The following is a 16,931-nucleotide window of genomic DNA, read 5'->3' as shown; positions in this document are numbered from 1 at the left end:
GGATAGAAACCCATGTTCAAGTATCTGTTTGACATCGTGCATGGCACCTACACCCAGCTTCGCAGCCTGGTGATGGTGTTTGGCCATGCCTTCCGCAAGCGTGACACGCTGCAATACCCGGAAGAACCGGTGTATCTGCCACCGCGCTACCGGGGCCGTATTGTCCTGACCCGCGACCCGGACGGCGAAGAGCGCTGTGTAGCCTGCAACCTGTGCGCCGTGGCGTGCCCGGTGGGCTGCATCTCGCTGCAAAAAGCCGAAACCGAAGATGGCCGCTGGTACCCGGAGTTTTTCCGCATCAACTTCTCACGCTGCATTTTTTGCGGCCTGTGTGAGGAAGCCTGCCCGACCACCGCGATCCAGTTGACCCCGGATTTCGAAATGGCCGAGTTCAAACGTCAGGATCTGGTGTACGAGAAAGAAGATCTGCTGATCTCCGGCCCCGGTAAGAACCCTGATTACAACTTCTATCGTGTTGCAGGTATGGCCGTTGAAGGCAAGCCGAAAGGCGCTGCCCAGAACGAAGCCGAGCCGATCAACGTGAAGAGCTTGCTGCCTTAAGGAAGAACGATGGAATTCGCTTTCTATTTCGCATCGGGTGTCGCTGTTGTGTCCACGCTACGCGTGATCACCAACACCAACCCTGTGCACGCCCTGCTCTACCTGATTATTTCGCTGATTGCCGTGGCGATGACGTTCTTTAGCCTGGGCGCGCCGTTTGCCGGTGTACTCGAAGTCATCGCCTACGCCGGCGCCATCATGGTGCTGTTCGTGTTTGTGGTGATGATGCTCAACCAGGGCCCGGCCTCGGTGACGCAAGAACGCCATTGGCTCAAGCCCGGTATCTGGGTCGGACCGACTATTCTGTCCGCCCTGCTGCTGGCCGAACTGCTGTACGTGCTGTTCGTTCAACCGAGCGGTGCTGCAATCGGTCAAACCACCATCGATGCAAAAGCCGTGGGCATCAGCCTGTTCGGCCCGTATCTGCTGGTGGTCGAACTCGCCTCGATGCTGTTGCTTGCTGCAGCCGTGACGGCGTTCCACTTGGGCCGTACTGAGGCGAAGGAGCAATAACATGCCAGGAATACCTCTCGAACATGGCCTCGCGGTAGCGGGCATCCTGTTCTGCCTCGGTCTGGTTGGCCTGATGGTCCGTCGCAATATTCTCTTCGTGTTGATGAGTCTGGAAATCATGATGAACGCCTCTGCACTGGCATTCATCGTGGCCGGTGCACGCTGGGCGCAGCCGGATGGACAAGTCATGTTCATCCTGGTGATCACCCTGGCAGCTGCCGAGGCCAGTATTGGCCTGGCAATCCTGCTGCAGCTGTATCGCCGCTTCCACACGCTTGATATCGATGCTGCCAGTGAGATGCGCGGATGAACCTTCTCTTTCTGACTTTCGTATTCCCCCTGATCGGCTTTTTGCTGCTGTCGTTCTCCCGTGGACGCTTCAGCGAAAACCTCTCGGCCCTGATCGGCGTCGGCTCCATTGGCCTGTCGGCCATCGTTGCCGCGTATGTGATCTGGCAATTCAACGTCGCACCGCCTGAAGGCGGTCACTACACGCAAGTGCTGTGGCAGTGGATGTCGGTGGAGGGCTTCCAGCCCAACTTCGCCCTCTACCTCGACGGCCTGTCGGTGACCATGCTCGGCGTGGTGGTCGGCGTGGGCTTCCTGATCCACGTGTTTGCCTCCTGGTACATGCGCGGCGAAGACGGCTACTCGCGTTTCTTTGCCTACACCAACCTGTTTATCGCCAGCATGCTGTTCCTGATCCTGGCCGATAACCTGTTGTTCGTGTACTTCGGCTGGGAAGGCGTGGGCCTGTGCTCCTACCTGTTGATCGGTTTCTACTACAGCAACCGCAACAACGGTAACGCGGCACTCAAAGCCTTCATCGTGACCCGGGTCGGCGACGTGTTCATGGCCATCGGCCTGTTCATCCTGTTCCAGCAGTTGGGCACGCTGAACATTCAGGAGCTGCTGGTTCTGGCACCTCAGAAGTTCCAGGCCGGTGATTTCTGGATTGTGCTGGCCACCTTGATGCTGCTGGGCGGTGCTGTCGGTAAATCGGCACAACTGCCGCTGCAAACCTGGCTGGCGGATGCCATGGCCGGTCCTACCCCGGTTTCGGCACTGATCCACGCCGCGACCATGGTAACTGCCGGTGTGTACCTGATTGCCCGTACCCACGGCCTGTTCGCCCTGGCGCCGGATGTGCTGCACCTGGTCGGCATCGTCGGCGGTGTGACCCTGGTGCTGGCCGGTTTTGCTGCGCTGGTGCAAACCGACATCAAGCGAATCCTCGCTTACTCGACCATGAGCCAGATCGGCTACATGTTCCTGGCACTGGGCGTCGGGGCATGGGACGGTGCGATCTTCCACCTGATGACCCACGCCTTCTTCAAGGCCCTGTTGTTCCTTGCTTCCGGTGCGGTGATCGTTGCCTGCCACCACGAGCAGAACATCTTCAAGATGGGCGGCCTGTGGAAAAAACTGCCACTGGCCTACGCCAGCTTCATCGTGGGTGGCGCGGCACTGGCTGCCCTGCCGCTGCTGACCGCCGGTTTCTACTCCAAGGATGAAATCCTCTGGGAAGCGTTCGCCAGCGGTAACAACGAGCTGTTGTATGCCGGCCTGGTGGGTGCGTTCATGACCTCGCTGTACACCTTCCGCCTGATCTTCATCACCTTCCACGGTGAAGCCAAGACCGAAGCCCATGCAGGTCACGGTGTGACCTACTGGCTGCCGCTGAGCGTGCTGATCGTGCTGTCGACCTTTATCGGCGCCATGATCACCCCACCGCTGGCGGGCGTGTTGCCACAAAGCGTGGGTCATGCCGGCGGCGAAGCCAAACACAGCCTGGAAATCGCCTCGGGCGCCATTGCCCTGGCCGGTATCCTGCTGGCAGCCCTGCTGTATCTGGGCAAACGCCGCTTTGTGACGGCTGTTGCCAACAGCGGCGTGGGTCGCTTCCTCTCGGCCTGGTGGTTCGCCGCGTGGGGCTTCGACTGGCTGTACGACAAACTGTTCGTCAAACCGTACCTGTTGATCTGCCGCTTGCTGCGCAAAGATCCGCTGGACCAGACCATTGGTTTGATCCCGCAGATGGCCAAGGCCGGGCATAACGCCCTGAGCCGCAGCGAAACCGGTCAACTGCGTTGGTACGCTGCTTCCATGGCCGCCGGTGCTGTACTGGTCATGGGCGCCATCGTACTGGTAGCGGTCTGATATGAACCTTCGACTTTGCGAAAGGAATTGAGCCCGTCATGATTCTGCCTTGGCTAATCCTGATCCCCTTTATCGGCGGCCTGCTGTGCTGGCTGGGTGAGCGCTTCGGCCCTACCCTGCCACGCTGGATTGCGTTGCTGACCATGTCCCTCGAGCTTGCCCTCGGCCTTTGGCTGTGGTCCCAGGGGAATTACACACTGGCACCTGCGCCGGGCGCCGATTCGGCCTGGGCGCTGGAGTTCCAGCACACCTGGATCGCACGCTTCGGTATCAGCGTGCACCTGGCGCTGGACGGCCTGTCGCTGCTGATGATCCTGCTCACCGGTTTGCTCGGTGTGCTCTCGGTACTGTGTTCGTGGAAAGAAATCCAGCGTCACGTGGGCTTCTTCCACCTGAACCTGATGTGGATCCTGGGCGGTGTGGTGGGCGTGTTCCTCGCCATCGACCTGTTCATGTTCTTCTTCTTCTGGGAAATGATGCTGGTGCCGATGTACTTCCTCATCGCGCTCTGGGGTCACAGTTCTTCGGACGGCAAGAAAACCCGCATCTACGCTGCGACCAAGTTCTTCATCTTCACTCAGGCTTCCGGCCTGATCATGCTGGTGGCGATCCTGGGCCTGGTGCTGGTCAACTTCAACCAGACCGGCGTGCTGACTTTCAGCTACGCCGAGTTGCTGAAAACCAAGATGTCGCTCACCACTGAGTACATCCTGATGCTCGGCTTCTTCATTGCGTTTGCGGTGAAGCTGCCGGTGGTGCCGTTCCACTCCTGGTTGCCGGATGCCCACGCACAGGCGCCAACCGCCGGTTCCGTCGACCTGGCCGGTATCCTGTTGAAGACCGCTGCGTATGGTCTGCTGCGTTTCGCCTTGCCGCTGTTCCCGAATGCTTCGGCCGAGTTTGCGCCGATTGCCATGACCCTGGGTCTGATCGGGATTTTCTACGGTGCATTCCTGGCCTTCGCGCAAACCGACATCAAGCGCCTGATCGCGTTCTCCAGCGTTTCGCACATGGGCTTCGTACTGATCGGTATCTACTCCGGTAGCCAGCTGGCGCTGCAAGGTGCCGTGATCCAGATGCTGGCCCACGGTGTTTCGGCTGCTGCGCTGTTTATCCTCAGCGGTCAGCTGTACGAGCGTCTGCATACCCGCGACATGCGCGAGATGGGCGGCCTGTGGTCGAAGATCGCTTACCTGCCGGCCATCAGCCTGTTCTTTGCAGCCGCATCGCTGGGCTTGCCGGGGACCGGTAACTTCGTCGGCGAGTTCCTGATCCTGATCGGCTCGTTCGCCAGCTTCCCGTGGATCACGGCAATTGCCACCACCGGCCTGGTATTCGGCTCGGTCTATTCGCTGATCATGATTCACCGCGCCTATTTCGGCCCTTCCAAGTCGGACGCTGTCCTGGCCGGCATGGATGCACGTGAACTGATCATGGTGCTCGGTCTGGCGGTATTGCTGGTGCTCATCGGCGTCTATCCGCAACCGTTCCTCGATACCTCCGCTGCGACCATGCATGGCGTGCAGCAATGGCTCGGCACCGCCTTCACTCAACTCGCTTCGGCCCGGTAAGAGCGCTATGGAATTTACGATCCAACACTTTATCGCGCTTGCTCCACTGCTGATTACCAGCCTCACCGTTGTTGTGGTGATGCTGGCAATCGCGTGGCGCCGCAACCACTCACAGACCTTCCTGCTTTCGGTGGCCGGTCTTAACCTGGCACTGTTGTCGATTTTCCCGGCGTTGAAAGTTGCTCCACTGGCTGTCACACCGCTGTTGATGATGGACAACTTCGCCTACCTGTACATCGGGGTGATCCTGGCCTCGACCCTGGCTTGCGTTACCCTCGCCCACGCCTATCTGGGCGATGGCGGCACGGGCTACCCGGGCAACCGCGAAGAGCTTTACCTGCTGATCCTGCTGGCTGCGACCGGCGGTATCGTGCTGGTCAGCGCGCAACACCTGGCCGGCTTGTTTATCGGCCTGGAGCTGCTCTCGGTGCCGGTCTACGGCCTGGTGGCCTATGCCTTCTTCAACAAGCGTTCGCTGGAAGCCGGCATCAAGTACATGGTGCTGTCGGCCGCCGGTTCTGCGTTCCTGTTGTTCGGTATGGCCTTGCTGTACGCCGAAGCCGGCAGCCTGAGCTTCAGCGGTATCGGTCACGCCCTGGCAGCCACTGGCGTCCCTGCGCCGCTGGCCCAGCTGGGCCTGGGCATGATGCTGGTGGGTCTGGCGTTCAAACTGTCGCTGGTACCTTTCCACCTCTGGACCCCGGACGTGTACGAAGGGGCCCCGGCTCCGGTCGCTGCATTCCTCGCCACCGCGTCCAAAGTGGCCGTGTTTGCCGTGATGGTGCGTTTGTTCCAGATCACCCCGTCGGCGACTACTGGCGTGATGAGCGATGTACTGACCGTGATCGCGATTGCCTCGATCCTGTTCGGTAACCTGCTGGCCCTGACCCAGAACAACCTCAAGCGTCTGCTGGGTTACTCGTCCATCGCCCACTTCGGCTACCTGCTGATCGCCCTTGTGGCGAGCAAAGGCATGGCGATGGAAGCGATCGGCGTGTACCTGATCACTTACGTGCTCACCAGCCTCGGTGCGTTCGGCGTGATCACCCTGATGTCTTCGCCGTACAAAGGCCGCGACGCAGATGCCCTGTACGAGTACCGCGGCCTGTTCTGGCGTCGTCCGTACCTGACCGCTGTACTGACCGTGATGATGCTGTCGCTGGCCGGTATCCCGCTCACTGCAGGCTTTATCGGCAAGTTCTACATCATTGCCACCGGCGTTGAGGCTCACCAATGGTGGCTGGTCGGTTCGCTGATCCTGGGCAGCGCCATTGGCGTGTTCTACTACCTGCGCGTGATGGTGACCCTGTACCTGGTCGAGCCAAAACTGCATCGCCACGATGCTCCGCTGAACTGGGAGCAAAAGACCGGCGGCGTGATGCTGCTGGCCATCGCGGTACTGGCGTTCTTCCTGGGTGTTTACCCTCAGCCGATGCTGGAACTGGTGCAACACGCAACCCTGGGCCTTGCTGGCTAAGCGTTGACTGCACACCCCTAAACCCCGTGAAGGCCTGGCCTTCACGGGGTTTTTTTTAGCCCCTTGCATGACCCCTTGCGGGCCTGCCGGGCTGATTGCAGAGGCGTCGGCCCACACCACAGGTTAAATCGTAAGAATTACCCTACAAAATCTTGAGCGATTTCATCTCGCCACCTGTTCACGTGATCCCTATCCTGTGCCGCATGCAACAGGTAAGCAATTAATCGCTTTCCCGCCCTGAGTCATCTCTTCATCTTTCTTTACAGGGCACTTTTTCAGGGGGCACACCATGTGTGCCCCCGGGGCTCGGAAATCGGGCCTGATGCACGGGCTGACAACCGAACGTACTCAATCATTACCCCCCTCAAACTACTTTATATTTAATCGCACTTCGATACGTCGTGCTTTATATCCGTTCGCCTTGCGTTTTATTGACAGCCCTCGGCGTTATCACTTTACCCAAATAACATGAGGGCGTTTAACCGTCGTGCTACTCCAGTTATTGAAGATGATCTCTGAAACTATAAATAAGGACGTTTGCGAGGCTGGAGTGAGCCTATGGATTCCCATAAGCCGTCATTATTTCCCCGCTCTTTATTCAGAGGTTCAAATGCGCACTGCCCTGATTGTGGATGACCATCCGTTTATTCGCTCGACCGTTAACATGATCCTCAAGGATCAGCACTTCAACGTCGTCGCAGAAGCCGATAATGGCTCGGATGCGGTACAACTGGCTCGCGAACATAAACCGGATCTTGTTCTGCTCGATATCTCGATGCCCAAGCTGGATGGCCTGGAAGTTCTTAATCGCCTTTACGACCTGGGACCAACGGTCAAGGTCATCGTGTTGACGTCCCTCTCGCCCACCTTTTATTCGATGCGCTGCATGAAGGCCGGGGCCGTGGCTTATGTCTCGAAAACCCACGGGCTCAATGAGCTGGTCAGGGCCATCAATGCCGTGATGTCAGGCCATACCTTCTTCCCGCTGCTCACCGCTGACTCTGTGCGGCGATCCGATGGCTGGACATCGGAGCTGGAGTTGATCCAGCGGCTTTCCGAACGTGAACTGAGCATTTTTCAACAGCTCGCCAAAGGCATGAGCAACAAGCAGATTGGCGAGGAAATGCTGCTGAGCAATAAAACCATCAGCACCTACAAGGCGCGCCTGATCGAGAAGCTCAATGTCAGTTCACTGGTACACCTGGCCGACCTGGCCAAACGTAACGAACTGATCTAAGCGCTCCCACTCTTCCCCCTCTACCCCCCCACTTAGCAATAGAGTCGCCTGTTGCCCGGAGACTCTATTGCCGCCTTTTTTTGTGCCCGCCGCATCGTGTTCAACAACAACTTCATCACCTGAAAAACAGTGTTTTAACGCCCCCACCACAATAAACCCCATCAAACTTTTATCACCCTCTTGCGCCACACACACTCATTTAAAAGCAGCACTAAGTGCTCGGGAATATTTCCTACAAATCCTTAAGCGGTTTCGTCTCGTTACATCTTCACGTGATCTATATCGTGCGCACCTCACTTTACTCAACCGCACTATCAGGAACTAAAGACCGTGAAAAACAAATCGATTATCGCCATGACCCTGGCCGCTGCCGCCGCCGGCATGATCAGCTCTTCCGCCTTCGCCGCAGATGGCGTCATCAACTTCACCGGCGAAATCAAAAACGCCACCTGTGAAGTCGGTACCGGCGGCACCCAGGCAATCAACGTGCCTGCTATCGCCAAAGATAACCTGAGTGGTTCGGGTTCAACCGGGCCTTCATACGGTTTTAACATTGAACTGTCAGGAGCCGATTGCACCGGTACCAATGTGCAACTTTCGTTTGAGCAAGATCCGAACACTATCGACCCGGATGGCACCCTGGTGAATACCGACCCCACAACTGGCGCTAGCGTCACCCTGGAATTGCTGGATTCTTTCGCCGACCCTATCAACCTGGCTGACGCCACCTACAAAACTCGGGCCGTGCCAATCACCAACAACACGGCCAAGATCCCGCTGCGCGCTCGCTACAAAGCCAAGACCGACACCGTTGTCGCCGGCCCGGTCATAGCCTCGGTTGGCGTGCTTGTTGAAACCAACTGATCGCTGGCCCCCCACTGAACTTGCATTGCCGTGTTGCGGCGATTGAAGTTATGGCACTCAGCTCCGGTGTTGCACCGGGGCTGAGTGGAGGCTTACCGCCTAATTGGATTTAATTGACATGCACTATTCATCCCGTGTTCTGCCACGTTGTTTCGCCGTGGCCACTTTGTGTCTCACCACGTGGTTATCCATCTCACCGGCTCAGGCCGGGATCGTCATCAGCGGTTCACGCCAGGTCTACCCGGCTCAAGAGCGCGAAATCACCGTTCAGTTGAGCAATGAAGACAAGAAACTTCCGCGCCTGGTGCAGGTGTGGCTCGACGCTGGCAATGAAAAACTGACGCCGGAACAAAGTGATGTGCCCTTCACCATCACTCCGCCCGTATTCCGCATTGAAGGTGGCAAAAGCCAGGCCTTGCGTCTGTCCTACACCCAGGAGCCACTGCCGACCGACAAAGAGTCCGTGTTCTGGCTCAACGTGCTGGAAGTCCCGCCGGTTGTGGCCAGCAGCGAAGACCAGTTGCGCTTCAGCTTCCGTATCCGCAGCAAGGTGTTTTTCCGCCCGCAAGGCCTGGCCGGCACCCCACAGGACGCCGGATCACAGTTGCGCTGGTCATTGCACAAGACCGCCAAGGGCAGCGAACTGGAAGTCCATAACCCGTCGGCTTATCACGTGTCGTTTCAGGAAGTTGCCCTGGCGTTGGGCGCCACGCCGGATGCCAAACGCAACAAAAGCGCGCACTACACCATGGTCGCTCCCGGCGGCCGCGAGCGTTACCCGCTGAAGGACACCGTTGGCAACCTGCCAGCCGGCGCCCATGTCGCGTTTTCGTTCCTCAATGACTATGGCACCTCCGTACAGGTGCAAGCGCCTCTGCAACCTGCCACCCACTGATTCCGTCTCCAGCCACTGGAAAGTCGTCTGTCCGCAGGCGTCGGTGCTGTCTTTCGTCCGTTGTATTTTTTGAAGAACGCCTAACCATGATCCGCTCAAGAGCCATCCGTTACTCACAGCACCGCAGCCACAACGCTGCCGTGCTGCGACTGCAGCCGAACCTGCTAAGCCTGATGATCGCCAGCCTGATTTCAGGTGCCCTGGCAAGCCCCGGGGTCAGCGCCGCACCGGCCACACCCGATGTGGCGGCCATGACGTTCGACGTCGGCATGTTTGCCGGTCGCAGCCGAGCGGATGTCGATTATTCGCGCTTCAACCAGGGCAACGTGATTTTGCCGGGCACCTACCGACTGGACATCATGGTCAATGAAAACCGCATGGCCCGGCGCGACGTCCGGTTCAGTGCAGTCGATGGCCAGGACAGTGCCAGCGTGTGCTTCAGCCGCAGCATGCTGGCCGAGCTCGGGGTTGATCCGGACAAGGTGGCGCGCGGCACTCCGGGGGCTGACACCGCGGACGGTACGCCGATCCCTGACGGCCAGTTGTGCGGCGATCTGGGCACCTGGATCCCGGGGGCCAGTGCCGTATACGATGCCGGTGAACAACGGCTGGCGTTGAGCGTGCCGCAGATTTTCATGAACCTGTCGGCCCGCGGGTATGTCGACCCTAAAGAGTGGGACAGCGGCATCGATGCCGGGCTGCTGGCGTATAACTTCAGCAGTTCGACCGCCACCCGGGGCGACGGCGGCCGCCAGGGCTATCTGGGCCTGGTCGGCGGCTTCAACCTGGGCGACTGGCGTTTTCGGCACCAGGGCGCCCAGGGCTGGAGTTCGTTGCAAGGCCGTTCGTCCTACCAGAACACCGCCAGCTACATGCAACGCAGCATTGCCGCCTGGAAATCGCAGCTGACCATCGGCGACAGCTTCAGCAGCGGCAGTATTCTCGACAGCGTGCGCTTGCGCGGTGTCAGCCTGGCTTCGGATGACCGCATGCTGCCGCAATCGCAGCAAGGGTATGCGCCGGTGGTTCGCGGGATCGCCGAAGGCAACGCCACGGTGAGCATCACCCAGAACGGCTACAAGATTTATGAAACCACGGTGGCGCCCGGGCCGTTCATGATTGATGACCTGTACCCCACCGGGTACGGCGGTGACCTGACGGTGACCGTGACCGAAGCCGGCGACCGCCGGAATACCTATGTCGTGCCGTATGCCGCGGTGCCGGAATTGCTACGCGCCGACACCACCAAGTACGCCCTGGCCGTGGGCCAGTTGCAGCAATACAGCACCGCCGCCAGCCAGCCGACGGTTTTGCAGGCGACCCTTCAGCACGGCCTGAGCAATTCGCTCAGCCTGTATGGCGGCACTACCCTGAGCAGCGGCTACACCCAGACCAAACTGGGAACCGCATTTGCCACGCCCATCGGGGCCATCTCGCTGGACGCGACCCACTCCAGCACGCGTTTGCCGGGCCAGGGCACCCTGCAAGGCCAGAGCTTCGGCATGGCCTACAACAAGAACATCCCGGAAACCGGCACCAACTTTGCGCTGGGGGCCTATCGCTTTTCCACCCGAAACTACCTGACGCTGAACGACGCCATGAACCTGCGTGATCGCACGGGCGTCGACCAGACCAACGGCCAGTTGGCCCGACAAAAAAGTCGCCTCGACCTGAACATCCATCAAAAGGTCGGTGACGGCACATTGACCCTGTTCGGCAGTTCGGTGGATTACTACGCCAGCAACCTCGGGCGCCAGACGTCGCTGACCGTGGGCTACGGCTCGCGCTGGAAAGACCTCAACTGGAACCTTTCGCTGCAACGCTCACGCATCCAGTCAGAGCCCTTGAGCCTTGAGCAGGAACGTCAGCAACAAAGCGACAATATTTTCTTCGGTCCCGGCTACAACAGCGACCGCATCGACAACCGCCTCATGCTGACCCTGAGCATGCCGCTGGGACGCACGTCGAATGCCCCGCACATGACCACCAGCTACTCACGCAGCACAGGCGACACCCAAGGCAGCAACCTCAATACCGGGATCAGTGGCAGCCTGGGCCAACAGCACAACATCACTTACGGCGCCTCGGCGTCCCACAGCAATGCCGATGGCCGTGCCAGCAGCAATTACAACCTGAATGGCGGTTACCGAGGCAGCAAGGCCACCTTGCGCACGGGCTACAGCCAGTACGGCGACAGCAGCCAGCTTTCGTTCGGTGCCGACGGCGGCATCGTCCTGCACGGCGGTGGCGTCACCCTGGCGCAGAACCTCGGCGACACCGTGGGCCTGGTGCATGCACCGGATGCCGAAGGCGCGGGCATCACCAATGCGTCCGGTGTAACGCTCGACGGCAATGGCTACGGTGTCGTGCCTTACCTGACGCCCTTTCAGAACAACAGCGTCGGCATCGACCCCAAGGGCACTTCGCACAATGTCGAGCTCCTGGAAACCACGCAAAGCGTTGCGCCGACACTGGGGGCCGTCAGCCTGCTGCACTACGAAACCGTGAGCGGCCGTGCCGTGGTGTTCAAGGCACGGCAACCGGACGGCCAATCGCTGCCGTTCGCCGCTCAGGTCTTCGACGAAGCCGGCCAGGCCATCGGGGTAGTCGGTCAGGGCAGTAAAGCCTTCGTCCGTGGCGTCGCCGACAGCGGCATCCTGCTGGTCAAGTGGGGCGAAGCCGCCGACAGCCAATGCCGCATCACCTATGCATTGGCTCCGCCGGCCAGGGATCTGAGGCACTCGGAAGTAGTTGAAGGGCAATGCCTGCCGCAGATTCAGTGACGCTTGGTTTCTGGCTCAAACGCCTGAAGCACGGACCGAAGACCTTATTGATTGGAACAACCATGAACATGAATAAACAACTTTTGATTCCCCTGTTATGCGCCGCCTTTGGCATCTATTCGGGAAATGCATTGGCCTTCTGCGTGGGTGGATGGTACGGAGATGGTGCTGACATGTATGAGCAACTTCCTGACCTTGTAGTGGCGCGAGATACGCCGCCGGGCACCGTGCTCTATACCTTTGAATCAACGGTGATGGAGGTCAACCAAAAGGTCGCAACGTGTGCAGGAACCGTCCCTGCATCACTTAGGTGGAACAGCTCTCACTTCCCGTTTACGTTCAACGGCGAAACACTTTATTCCCTCAGACCTACCAACCCGAATAGTGGCCCAGGTGTTGGCTTACGCATACTGCTGACGCCTGACTTCTCGACAGGTGCATTTCCTAGAAGTCGAACCCGCGGAAGCACCTCATTAGATCTGATAGCCATGGAGTGGGGTAAAATTAAATTCGAAATTGTCAGAACGGCCGGGGTGATCAACGATGGGCCTCTTAATACGATCGGTCAACTCACTGCGGCAAATCCAGACCCCAGCGGCGGCAATATCGGTGTATTTAAAAGCATTTATTTAAGGCCCGGGTCGATCAAAAGCCAGTCCTGTTCAGTCGCTGTGCCCGCGCCAGTTGACCTTGGCACCGTTGACCAGCGGAAATTTCCTGGCCCGGGCATGCCCTACCCGAAAGAGACACTTTTTGATCTCCAACTCTCCGGCTGCGATTCGAAAAACATGCAAATCAACCTGCGCCTGGATGGCACCACCGATACCCAGCCCGATGTGCTGGCGCTGAGCCGAGCCAACTCCGGCGTAGGGATTCAGGTGCTGGACAAAAACACCGGTATTCCTATCACCTTTAATCAGGATATGAAAATTGGCGATACGGGTGGGGCCACGAACGTCACCATCCCCCTGGCAGCACGTTATTTTCAGGTAGGCCCGCAAATCATCAACGGTGCCGCCCGCGCTAACGCCCAATTCACCGTTACCTACAAGTAACCCGCTCTTCTACCATGTCTTGCTGCAACTGTTTCAGCGCACCGTGCCCATGGCCGGGCTCTGCGGCAGTTGCAGCGCATTCCGGGCTTGTATAGGCTGGCGCGCCGCCTGCCTCTCGACCCGGAACTGACGTTAATGCGCCCCGCCCTTTCTTCGCTGTTGCCTTTGGCTTTTGTCTGCACTGCCCCGGCCTATGCCGGCCCGTTGGAGTTGGGGGAGGTTCAGGTGCGCACTGAGCAGAGCAGTGAGCTGGACATGGCCCGCGCCGCGCTGGATGAGGTGCCGGGGGCCAGTAACCTGATTGACCTGAACCGGGTCGAAAACGGGCGGGCTGCCAGCAACACCGATGTGCTGGCCTACCAGCCGGGGATTTACGCGCAGTCGGCGGGCAACGACGGGGCCAAGGTTTCAGTGCGCGGCTCGGGCCTTAACCGGGCACCCAGCGCACATGGCTCCGGGCTGTATGTGCTGTTCGACGGTTTGCCGCTGACCGGTCCCGGCGGAACGCCCTACGAGCTGTTCGAGCCCCTGTGGCTGAGCCGCGCCGAGGTGCTGCGAGGTGCCAATGGTTTTGAGCGCGGATCGCTGGCCCTCGGCGGTTCGATCAATTACGTAACCCACACCGGGTACGACGCCCCGGCGTTGCAAGTGCGATACGAAGCCGGCAGTTACGGTTACCAGAAGCGCCAGATCAGCTCCGGGCAGGTGCTGGGCGATCTCGACTATTACGTGGCACTGACGGATTCGGACACCGATGGCTATCAGGATCACACACGCGGCAGCAGCAAAGGCTTCGCAGCCAACGTCGGTTATCGCTTCAGCCCCCAGCTGGAAACCCGTTTTTATATGCGCTACCGCGAAACCGACAACCAACTGGCGGGCCGGGTTACCAAAGACCAGATCAAACACCACCCGCGTTCAGCCAACCCGGTGTACGTGACGGGCGACTACACCCGCCCTCAACCCGGCAGTACCTGGCTGGGCAACAAAACCACGATGTACCTGGACGATGACTCGCAGCTCGAAGTCGGGCTGGTGTATCACGACTACCCGATGGACCTGCACGAAGGCCCAAACCGGTTAAAAGTCGCCTACACCGATGTCAGCGGCACCCTCAACTACAAGCGGCGCGACACCCTGTTCGGCCTGGAAAGCAAAACCACGCTGGGCATGCGCTCGACCAAGCACCTGCCCAACAGCGGCGCATCGGAATACGTACGTCTGCCTCGGGGTAACACCGCAGGCTATGCACCGGGCAGCAAAATCCGCGATTTCAGCTATCAGGGTTCGGATACGGTGTTGCAGGCCAGCAATGACCTGGAACTGATCCCCGACCTCTGGCTGACCACCGGCATGGCGTTGATCTACACCCGCCGCGAAAGTGACGTGAGCTACCCGGACAGCGGTGGCAAGGTCAGCCAGCACGATTGGGATTACGCGCCCCGTGTTGGCCTGCGCTATGAATTCAACCCGAACCTGCAGGTGTTCGGCAACCTCAGCCGCTCGGTCGAGCCGCCGCACCCGTGGTCGATGATCTGGGGGTCGCCGACGCGCTTCCCGGTGGGCAGCGGTCCGGCCACCGGCCAGCAAAGCACACCCGTGGCGTTGCACAATCAAACCGCAACCACCCTCGAGCTGGGCACCCGGGGCGAATCCTGGATCGGGCAATGGGACCTGGCCTGGTACTACTCGGCAATCCGCCATGAATTGCTCAGTGTCGAAACCCAGGCTGCCACCGCGGATCAAGTGGCCATTGTCGGCGAAGCCAACGCCAGCCCTACGGTGCACCAAGGGGTCGAAGCCGGGTTGAGCAGCCTGCTCTGGGAAGGTCAGGCCGCAGGCAAGGTGTCGCTGCGCCAGGCCTACACCTTCAGCGACTTCCGCTACCGCGATGATGAACGCTTCGGTGACAACCGCCTGCCGGGCATTCCTCAGCATTACTACCAGGCAGAAGTTCGTTACGACCATCCTCAAGGCTTCTATGCGGGCCTTAACACCCAAGTGGCCTCACGCATGGCGGTGGATTACGCCAACTCGTATTACGCTTCGTCGTACAGGCTGTTGGGTGCAACCCTAGGCTACGCCTCACCCAAGCAGGACTGGCAAACCTGGCTTGACCTGCGCAACCTGACGGGCGAACGCTACGCCGCCACGGTCACTCCAGGCTACGACGACAAAGGCCTGGACGCAGCACGCTCCACCCCGGGCGAAGGCATGGGCGCCTACGTCGGGGTGTCGTACAGTTTTCGTTAATGCCCGGTGTTGATATCGGCAGGCAGACGCACTCGGCGACGGGTGCCGCCGAACAGGCCCCAACTGGCCAGGAACAGCGCAGCAATCAACGGCCCGATCACAAAGCCGTTGAGGCCAAAGATCGCCATGCCGCCCAGGGTTGAGATCAAAATCAGAAAGTCCGGCATCTGGGTGTCTTTGCCGACCATGATCGGACGCAGCACGTTATCCACCATGCCGATCACGAACACGCCGTACAGCACCAGCACCACGCCTTCCCAGACCATGCCCGAGATCAGGAAGTAGACCGCCACCGGCCCCCAGACAATGCCTGCGCCAACGGCCGGCAACAACGACAGGAACATCATCAGCACCGCCCAGAACAGCGTGCTTTGAATGCCGAGGTACCAGAAGATCAGGCCCCCCAGCGTCCCCTGGGTGATGGCCACCGCCAGGTTACCCTTGACCGAGGCCCTCACCACACGCCGCAATTTGAGCTGCAACAAGCGTTTTTGTTGCTCAGCCAGCGGGACTGCATTACGGACGGTGCGCACCAACTGCTGGCCATCGCGAATAAAGAAATACAACAGGTAGAGCATGATGAAAAAGCTCACCACCAGCTCAAAGGTGCTCTGGCCGAAGCTGAACACCTGCGTGGCAAAAAACTGGCTGCCTTCCAGCGCGCCCTTGGAAACCTTCTCGCTCAAGCCTGCAATGTTGCCCAGCCCCAGACGGTCAAGCCAATCCTGGACGGTGGGTGGCAGGATATCCTTGAATTTCATGACGTAACTGGCGACGTTGATCTTGCCGCTCTCCACATCTTTATAAAGTGTGGCCACCTCTTGCACGAGCAGTCCCGTGGTGATGATCACCGGCAAGATTGCAATCACCGTGCATACGCCCAGCGTCGCGAACGTCGCCAGGTTTCGGCGGCCTCTGAACTTGAGCAGGAATTTGCGCTGCAAGGGCGCGAACAGAATGCCCAACGCCACAGCCCAGAAAATCGCACCGTAAAACGGCAGCATGATCCAGATAAATGCAATGGTGACCAAGGCCAGCAACAAGAGCAGGGTTTTACGTTGAAGACTTGTCTCGTTCATAGGCCGTCCATGTCAAAAAAGCGCCGCAATATGGGCTAGCCGCAGTTTAGCCAGCAAATGCCCAAACAGGTGCCTTCTTTCGGTTCGGCCCCTGAACCGTTCCCTTACCGCGAGACTTCAACCCCGTTGCGCTTGCGCCTCTTCATGGGCATGGCGCAGACGTTCACGGCTGTTGGTCAGGTGCAGGCGCATGGCCGCGCGCGCAGCGTCGGCGTCCTGGCGGGCAATGGCTTCGTAGATTTCTTCATGCTCGCGGTTCAGGCGCGTCATGTATTGCTGTTGGTCATCGTGGGCCAGGCGCGCCGAATTGAGCCGGGTACGCGGAATGATGCTGGTGCCCAGGTGGGTCATGATGTCCGTGAAGTAGCGGTTACCGGTCGACAGCGCGATCTGCAGGTGAAACTGAAAATCCGAGGCCACCGCATCGCCCTCACGGGCAGTGCTGTCGTTCAACGCATCCAGTGCCGCCCGCATGCCCGCCAG

14 protein-coding genes are annotated in these 16,931 nt (G+C 59.4%); 12 read left to right on the top strand and 2 right to left on the bottom strand.

Annotated elements, in window-relative coordinates:
• Nucleotides 1-12 precede the first annotated feature (12 nt).
• The 12 genes from nuoI (at nucleotide 13) to AWM69_RS06380 (ending at nucleotide 15,369) form a co-directional block, all read left to right on the top strand.
• A complete protein-coding gene (nuoI, locus tag AWM69_RS06435; RefSeq protein ID WP_016780194.1) occupies nucleotides 13-561 on the top strand; it encodes an NADH-quinone oxidoreductase subunit NuoI in 549 nt (182 codons plus the stop codon).
• 9 nt (nucleotides 562-570) lie between these two features.
• On the top strand, nucleotides 571-1,074 hold the full coding sequence (gene nuoJ / locus AWM69_RS06430; RefSeq protein WP_048382483.1) for an NADH-quinone oxidoreductase subunit J: 504 nt from the start codon (nucleotides 571-573) through the stop codon (nucleotides 1,072-1,074).
• 1 nt (nucleotide 1,075) lies between these two features.
• Complete coding sequence (nuoK, locus tag AWM69_RS06425) at nucleotides 1,076-1,384, top strand: NADH-quinone oxidoreductase subunit NuoK (protein ID WP_048382482.1); 309 nt, start codon at nucleotides 1,076-1,078, stop codon at nucleotides 1,382-1,384.
• Nucleotides 1,381-3,234: an NADH-quinone oxidoreductase subunit L gene (gene nuoL / locus AWM69_RS06420; protein ID WP_048382481.1), complete on the top strand. Its 1,854-nt coding sequence runs from the start codon at nucleotides 1,381-1,383 to the stop codon at nucleotides 3,232-3,234. Before nuoK ends, nuoL begins: the two co-directional genes overlap by 4 nt.
• A gap of 38 nt (nucleotides 3,235-3,272) precedes the next feature.
• The gene (nuoM, locus tag AWM69_RS06415) at nucleotides 3,273-4,805 is read left to right on the top strand and encodes an NADH-quinone oxidoreductase subunit M (RefSeq protein ID WP_048382480.1); all 1,533 of its coding nucleotides are present in this window, start codon (nucleotides 3,273-3,275) and stop codon (nucleotides 4,803-4,805) included.
• A gap of 7 nt (nucleotides 4,806-4,812) precedes the next feature.
• On the top strand, nucleotides 4,813-6,282 hold the full coding sequence (nuoN, locus tag AWM69_RS06410; RefSeq protein WP_218726034.1) for an NADH-quinone oxidoreductase subunit NuoN: 1,470 nt from the start codon (nucleotides 4,813-4,815) through the stop codon (nucleotides 6,280-6,282).
• 610 nt (nucleotides 6,283-6,892) lie between these two features.
• On the top strand, nucleotides 6,893-7,519 hold the full coding sequence (locus AWM69_RS06405; RefSeq protein ID WP_218726033.1) for a response regulator transcription factor: 627 nt from the start codon (nucleotides 6,893-6,895) through the stop codon (nucleotides 7,517-7,519).
• A 330-nt stretch (nucleotides 7,520-7,849) separates the two neighbouring features.
• Nucleotides 7,850-8,383, top strand: coding sequence for a fimbrial protein (locus tag AWM69_RS06400; RefSeq protein ID WP_218726032.1), 534 nt, complete (start codon nucleotides 7,850-7,852; stop codon nucleotides 8,381-8,383).
• 118 nt (nucleotides 8,384-8,501) lie between these two features.
• The gene (locus tag AWM69_RS06395) at nucleotides 8,502-9,278 is read left to right on the top strand and encodes a molecular chaperone (RefSeq protein ID WP_218726031.1); all 777 of its coding nucleotides are present in this window, start codon (nucleotides 8,502-8,504) and stop codon (nucleotides 9,276-9,278) included.
• Nucleotides 9,279-9,364: 86 nt separating this feature from the next.
• Nucleotides 9,365-12,061: a fimbria/pilus outer membrane usher protein gene (locus AWM69_RS06390; RefSeq protein WP_218726030.1), complete on the top strand. Its 2,697-nt coding sequence runs from the start codon at nucleotides 9,365-9,367 to the stop codon at nucleotides 12,059-12,061.
• Nucleotides 12,040-13,116, top strand: a complete 1,077-nt coding sequence (locus AWM69_RS06385; RefSeq protein ID WP_218726029.1) for a fimbrial protein — start codon at nucleotides 12,040-12,042, stop codon at nucleotides 13,114-13,116. Before AWM69_RS06390 ends, AWM69_RS06385 begins: the two co-directional genes overlap by 22 nt.
• 135 nt (nucleotides 13,117-13,251) lie before the next feature.
• Nucleotides 13,252-15,369, top strand: a complete 2,118-nt coding sequence (locus AWM69_RS06380; RefSeq protein ID WP_218726028.1) for a TonB-dependent receptor domain-containing protein — start codon at nucleotides 13,252-13,254, stop codon at nucleotides 15,367-15,369.
• Here AWM69_RS06380 and AWM69_RS06375 read toward each other — a convergent pair.
• Together AWM69_RS06375 and AWM69_RS06370 are read right to left on the bottom strand one after the other, a co-directional pair.
• Nucleotides 15,366-16,448, bottom strand: coding sequence for an AI-2E family transporter (locus AWM69_RS06375; protein WP_218726027.1), 1,083 nt, complete (start codon nucleotides 16,446-16,448; stop codon nucleotides 15,366-15,368). The genes AWM69_RS06380 and AWM69_RS06375 overlap by 4 nt on opposite strands.
• A gap of 117 nt (nucleotides 16,449-16,565) precedes the next feature.
• On the bottom strand, nucleotides 16,566-16,931 hold a 366-nt coding region (locus AWM69_RS06370; RefSeq protein ID WP_218726026.1), incomplete at its 5' end, for a FadR/GntR family transcriptional regulator.

Source organism: Pseudomonas sp. D1HM, from assembly GCF_019266105.1.
Taxonomy (GTDB): domain Bacteria; phylum Pseudomonadota; class Gammaproteobacteria; order Pseudomonadales; family Pseudomonadaceae; genus Aquipseudomonas; species Aquipseudomonas taetrolens.
Note: the sequence above shows the minus strand (reverse complement) of the source record. Positions and strands in the feature narration are given on the sequence as shown.

Coding starts and splice junctions, on each gene's coding strand:
- nuoI (WP_016780194.1), top strand. CDS start 13: ATGTTCAAGTATCTGTTTGACATCGTGCATGGCACCTACACCCAGCTT.
- nuoJ (WP_048382483.1), top strand. CDS start 571: ATGGAATTCGCTTTCTATTTCGCATCGGGTGTCGCTGTTGTGTCCACG.
- nuoK (WP_048382482.1), top strand. CDS start 1,076: ATGCCAGGAATACCTCTCGAACATGGCCTCGCGGTAGCGGGCATCCTG.
- nuoL (WP_048382481.1), top strand. CDS start 1,381: ATGAACCTTCTCTTTCTGACTTTCGTATTCCCCCTGATCGGCTTTTTG.
- nuoM (WP_048382480.1), top strand. CDS start 3,273: ATGATTCTGCCTTGGCTAATCCTGATCCCCTTTATCGGCGGCCTGCTG.
- nuoN (WP_218726034.1), top strand. CDS start 4,813: ATGGAATTTACGATCCAACACTTTATCGCGCTTGCTCCACTGCTGATT.
- AWM69_RS06405 (WP_218726033.1), top strand. CDS start 6,893: ATGCGCACTGCCCTGATTGTGGATGACCATCCGTTTATTCGCTCGACC.
- AWM69_RS06395 (WP_218726031.1), top strand. CDS start 8,502: ATGCACTATTCATCCCGTGTTCTGCCACGTTGTTTCGCCGTGGCCACT.
- AWM69_RS06390 (WP_218726030.1), top strand. CDS start 9,365: ATGATCCGCTCAAGAGCCATCCGTTACTCACAGCACCGCAGCCACAAC.
- AWM69_RS06385 (WP_218726029.1), top strand. CDS start 12,040: ATGCCTGCCGCAGATTCAGTGACGCTTGGTTTCTGGCTCAAACGCCTG.
- AWM69_RS06380 (WP_218726028.1), top strand. CDS start 13,252: ATGCGCCCCGCCCTTTCTTCGCTGTTGCCTTTGGCTTTTGTCTGCACT.
- AWM69_RS06375 (WP_218726027.1), bottom strand. CDS start 16,448: ATGAACGAGACAAGTCTTCAACGTAAAACCCTGCTCTTGTTGCTGGCC.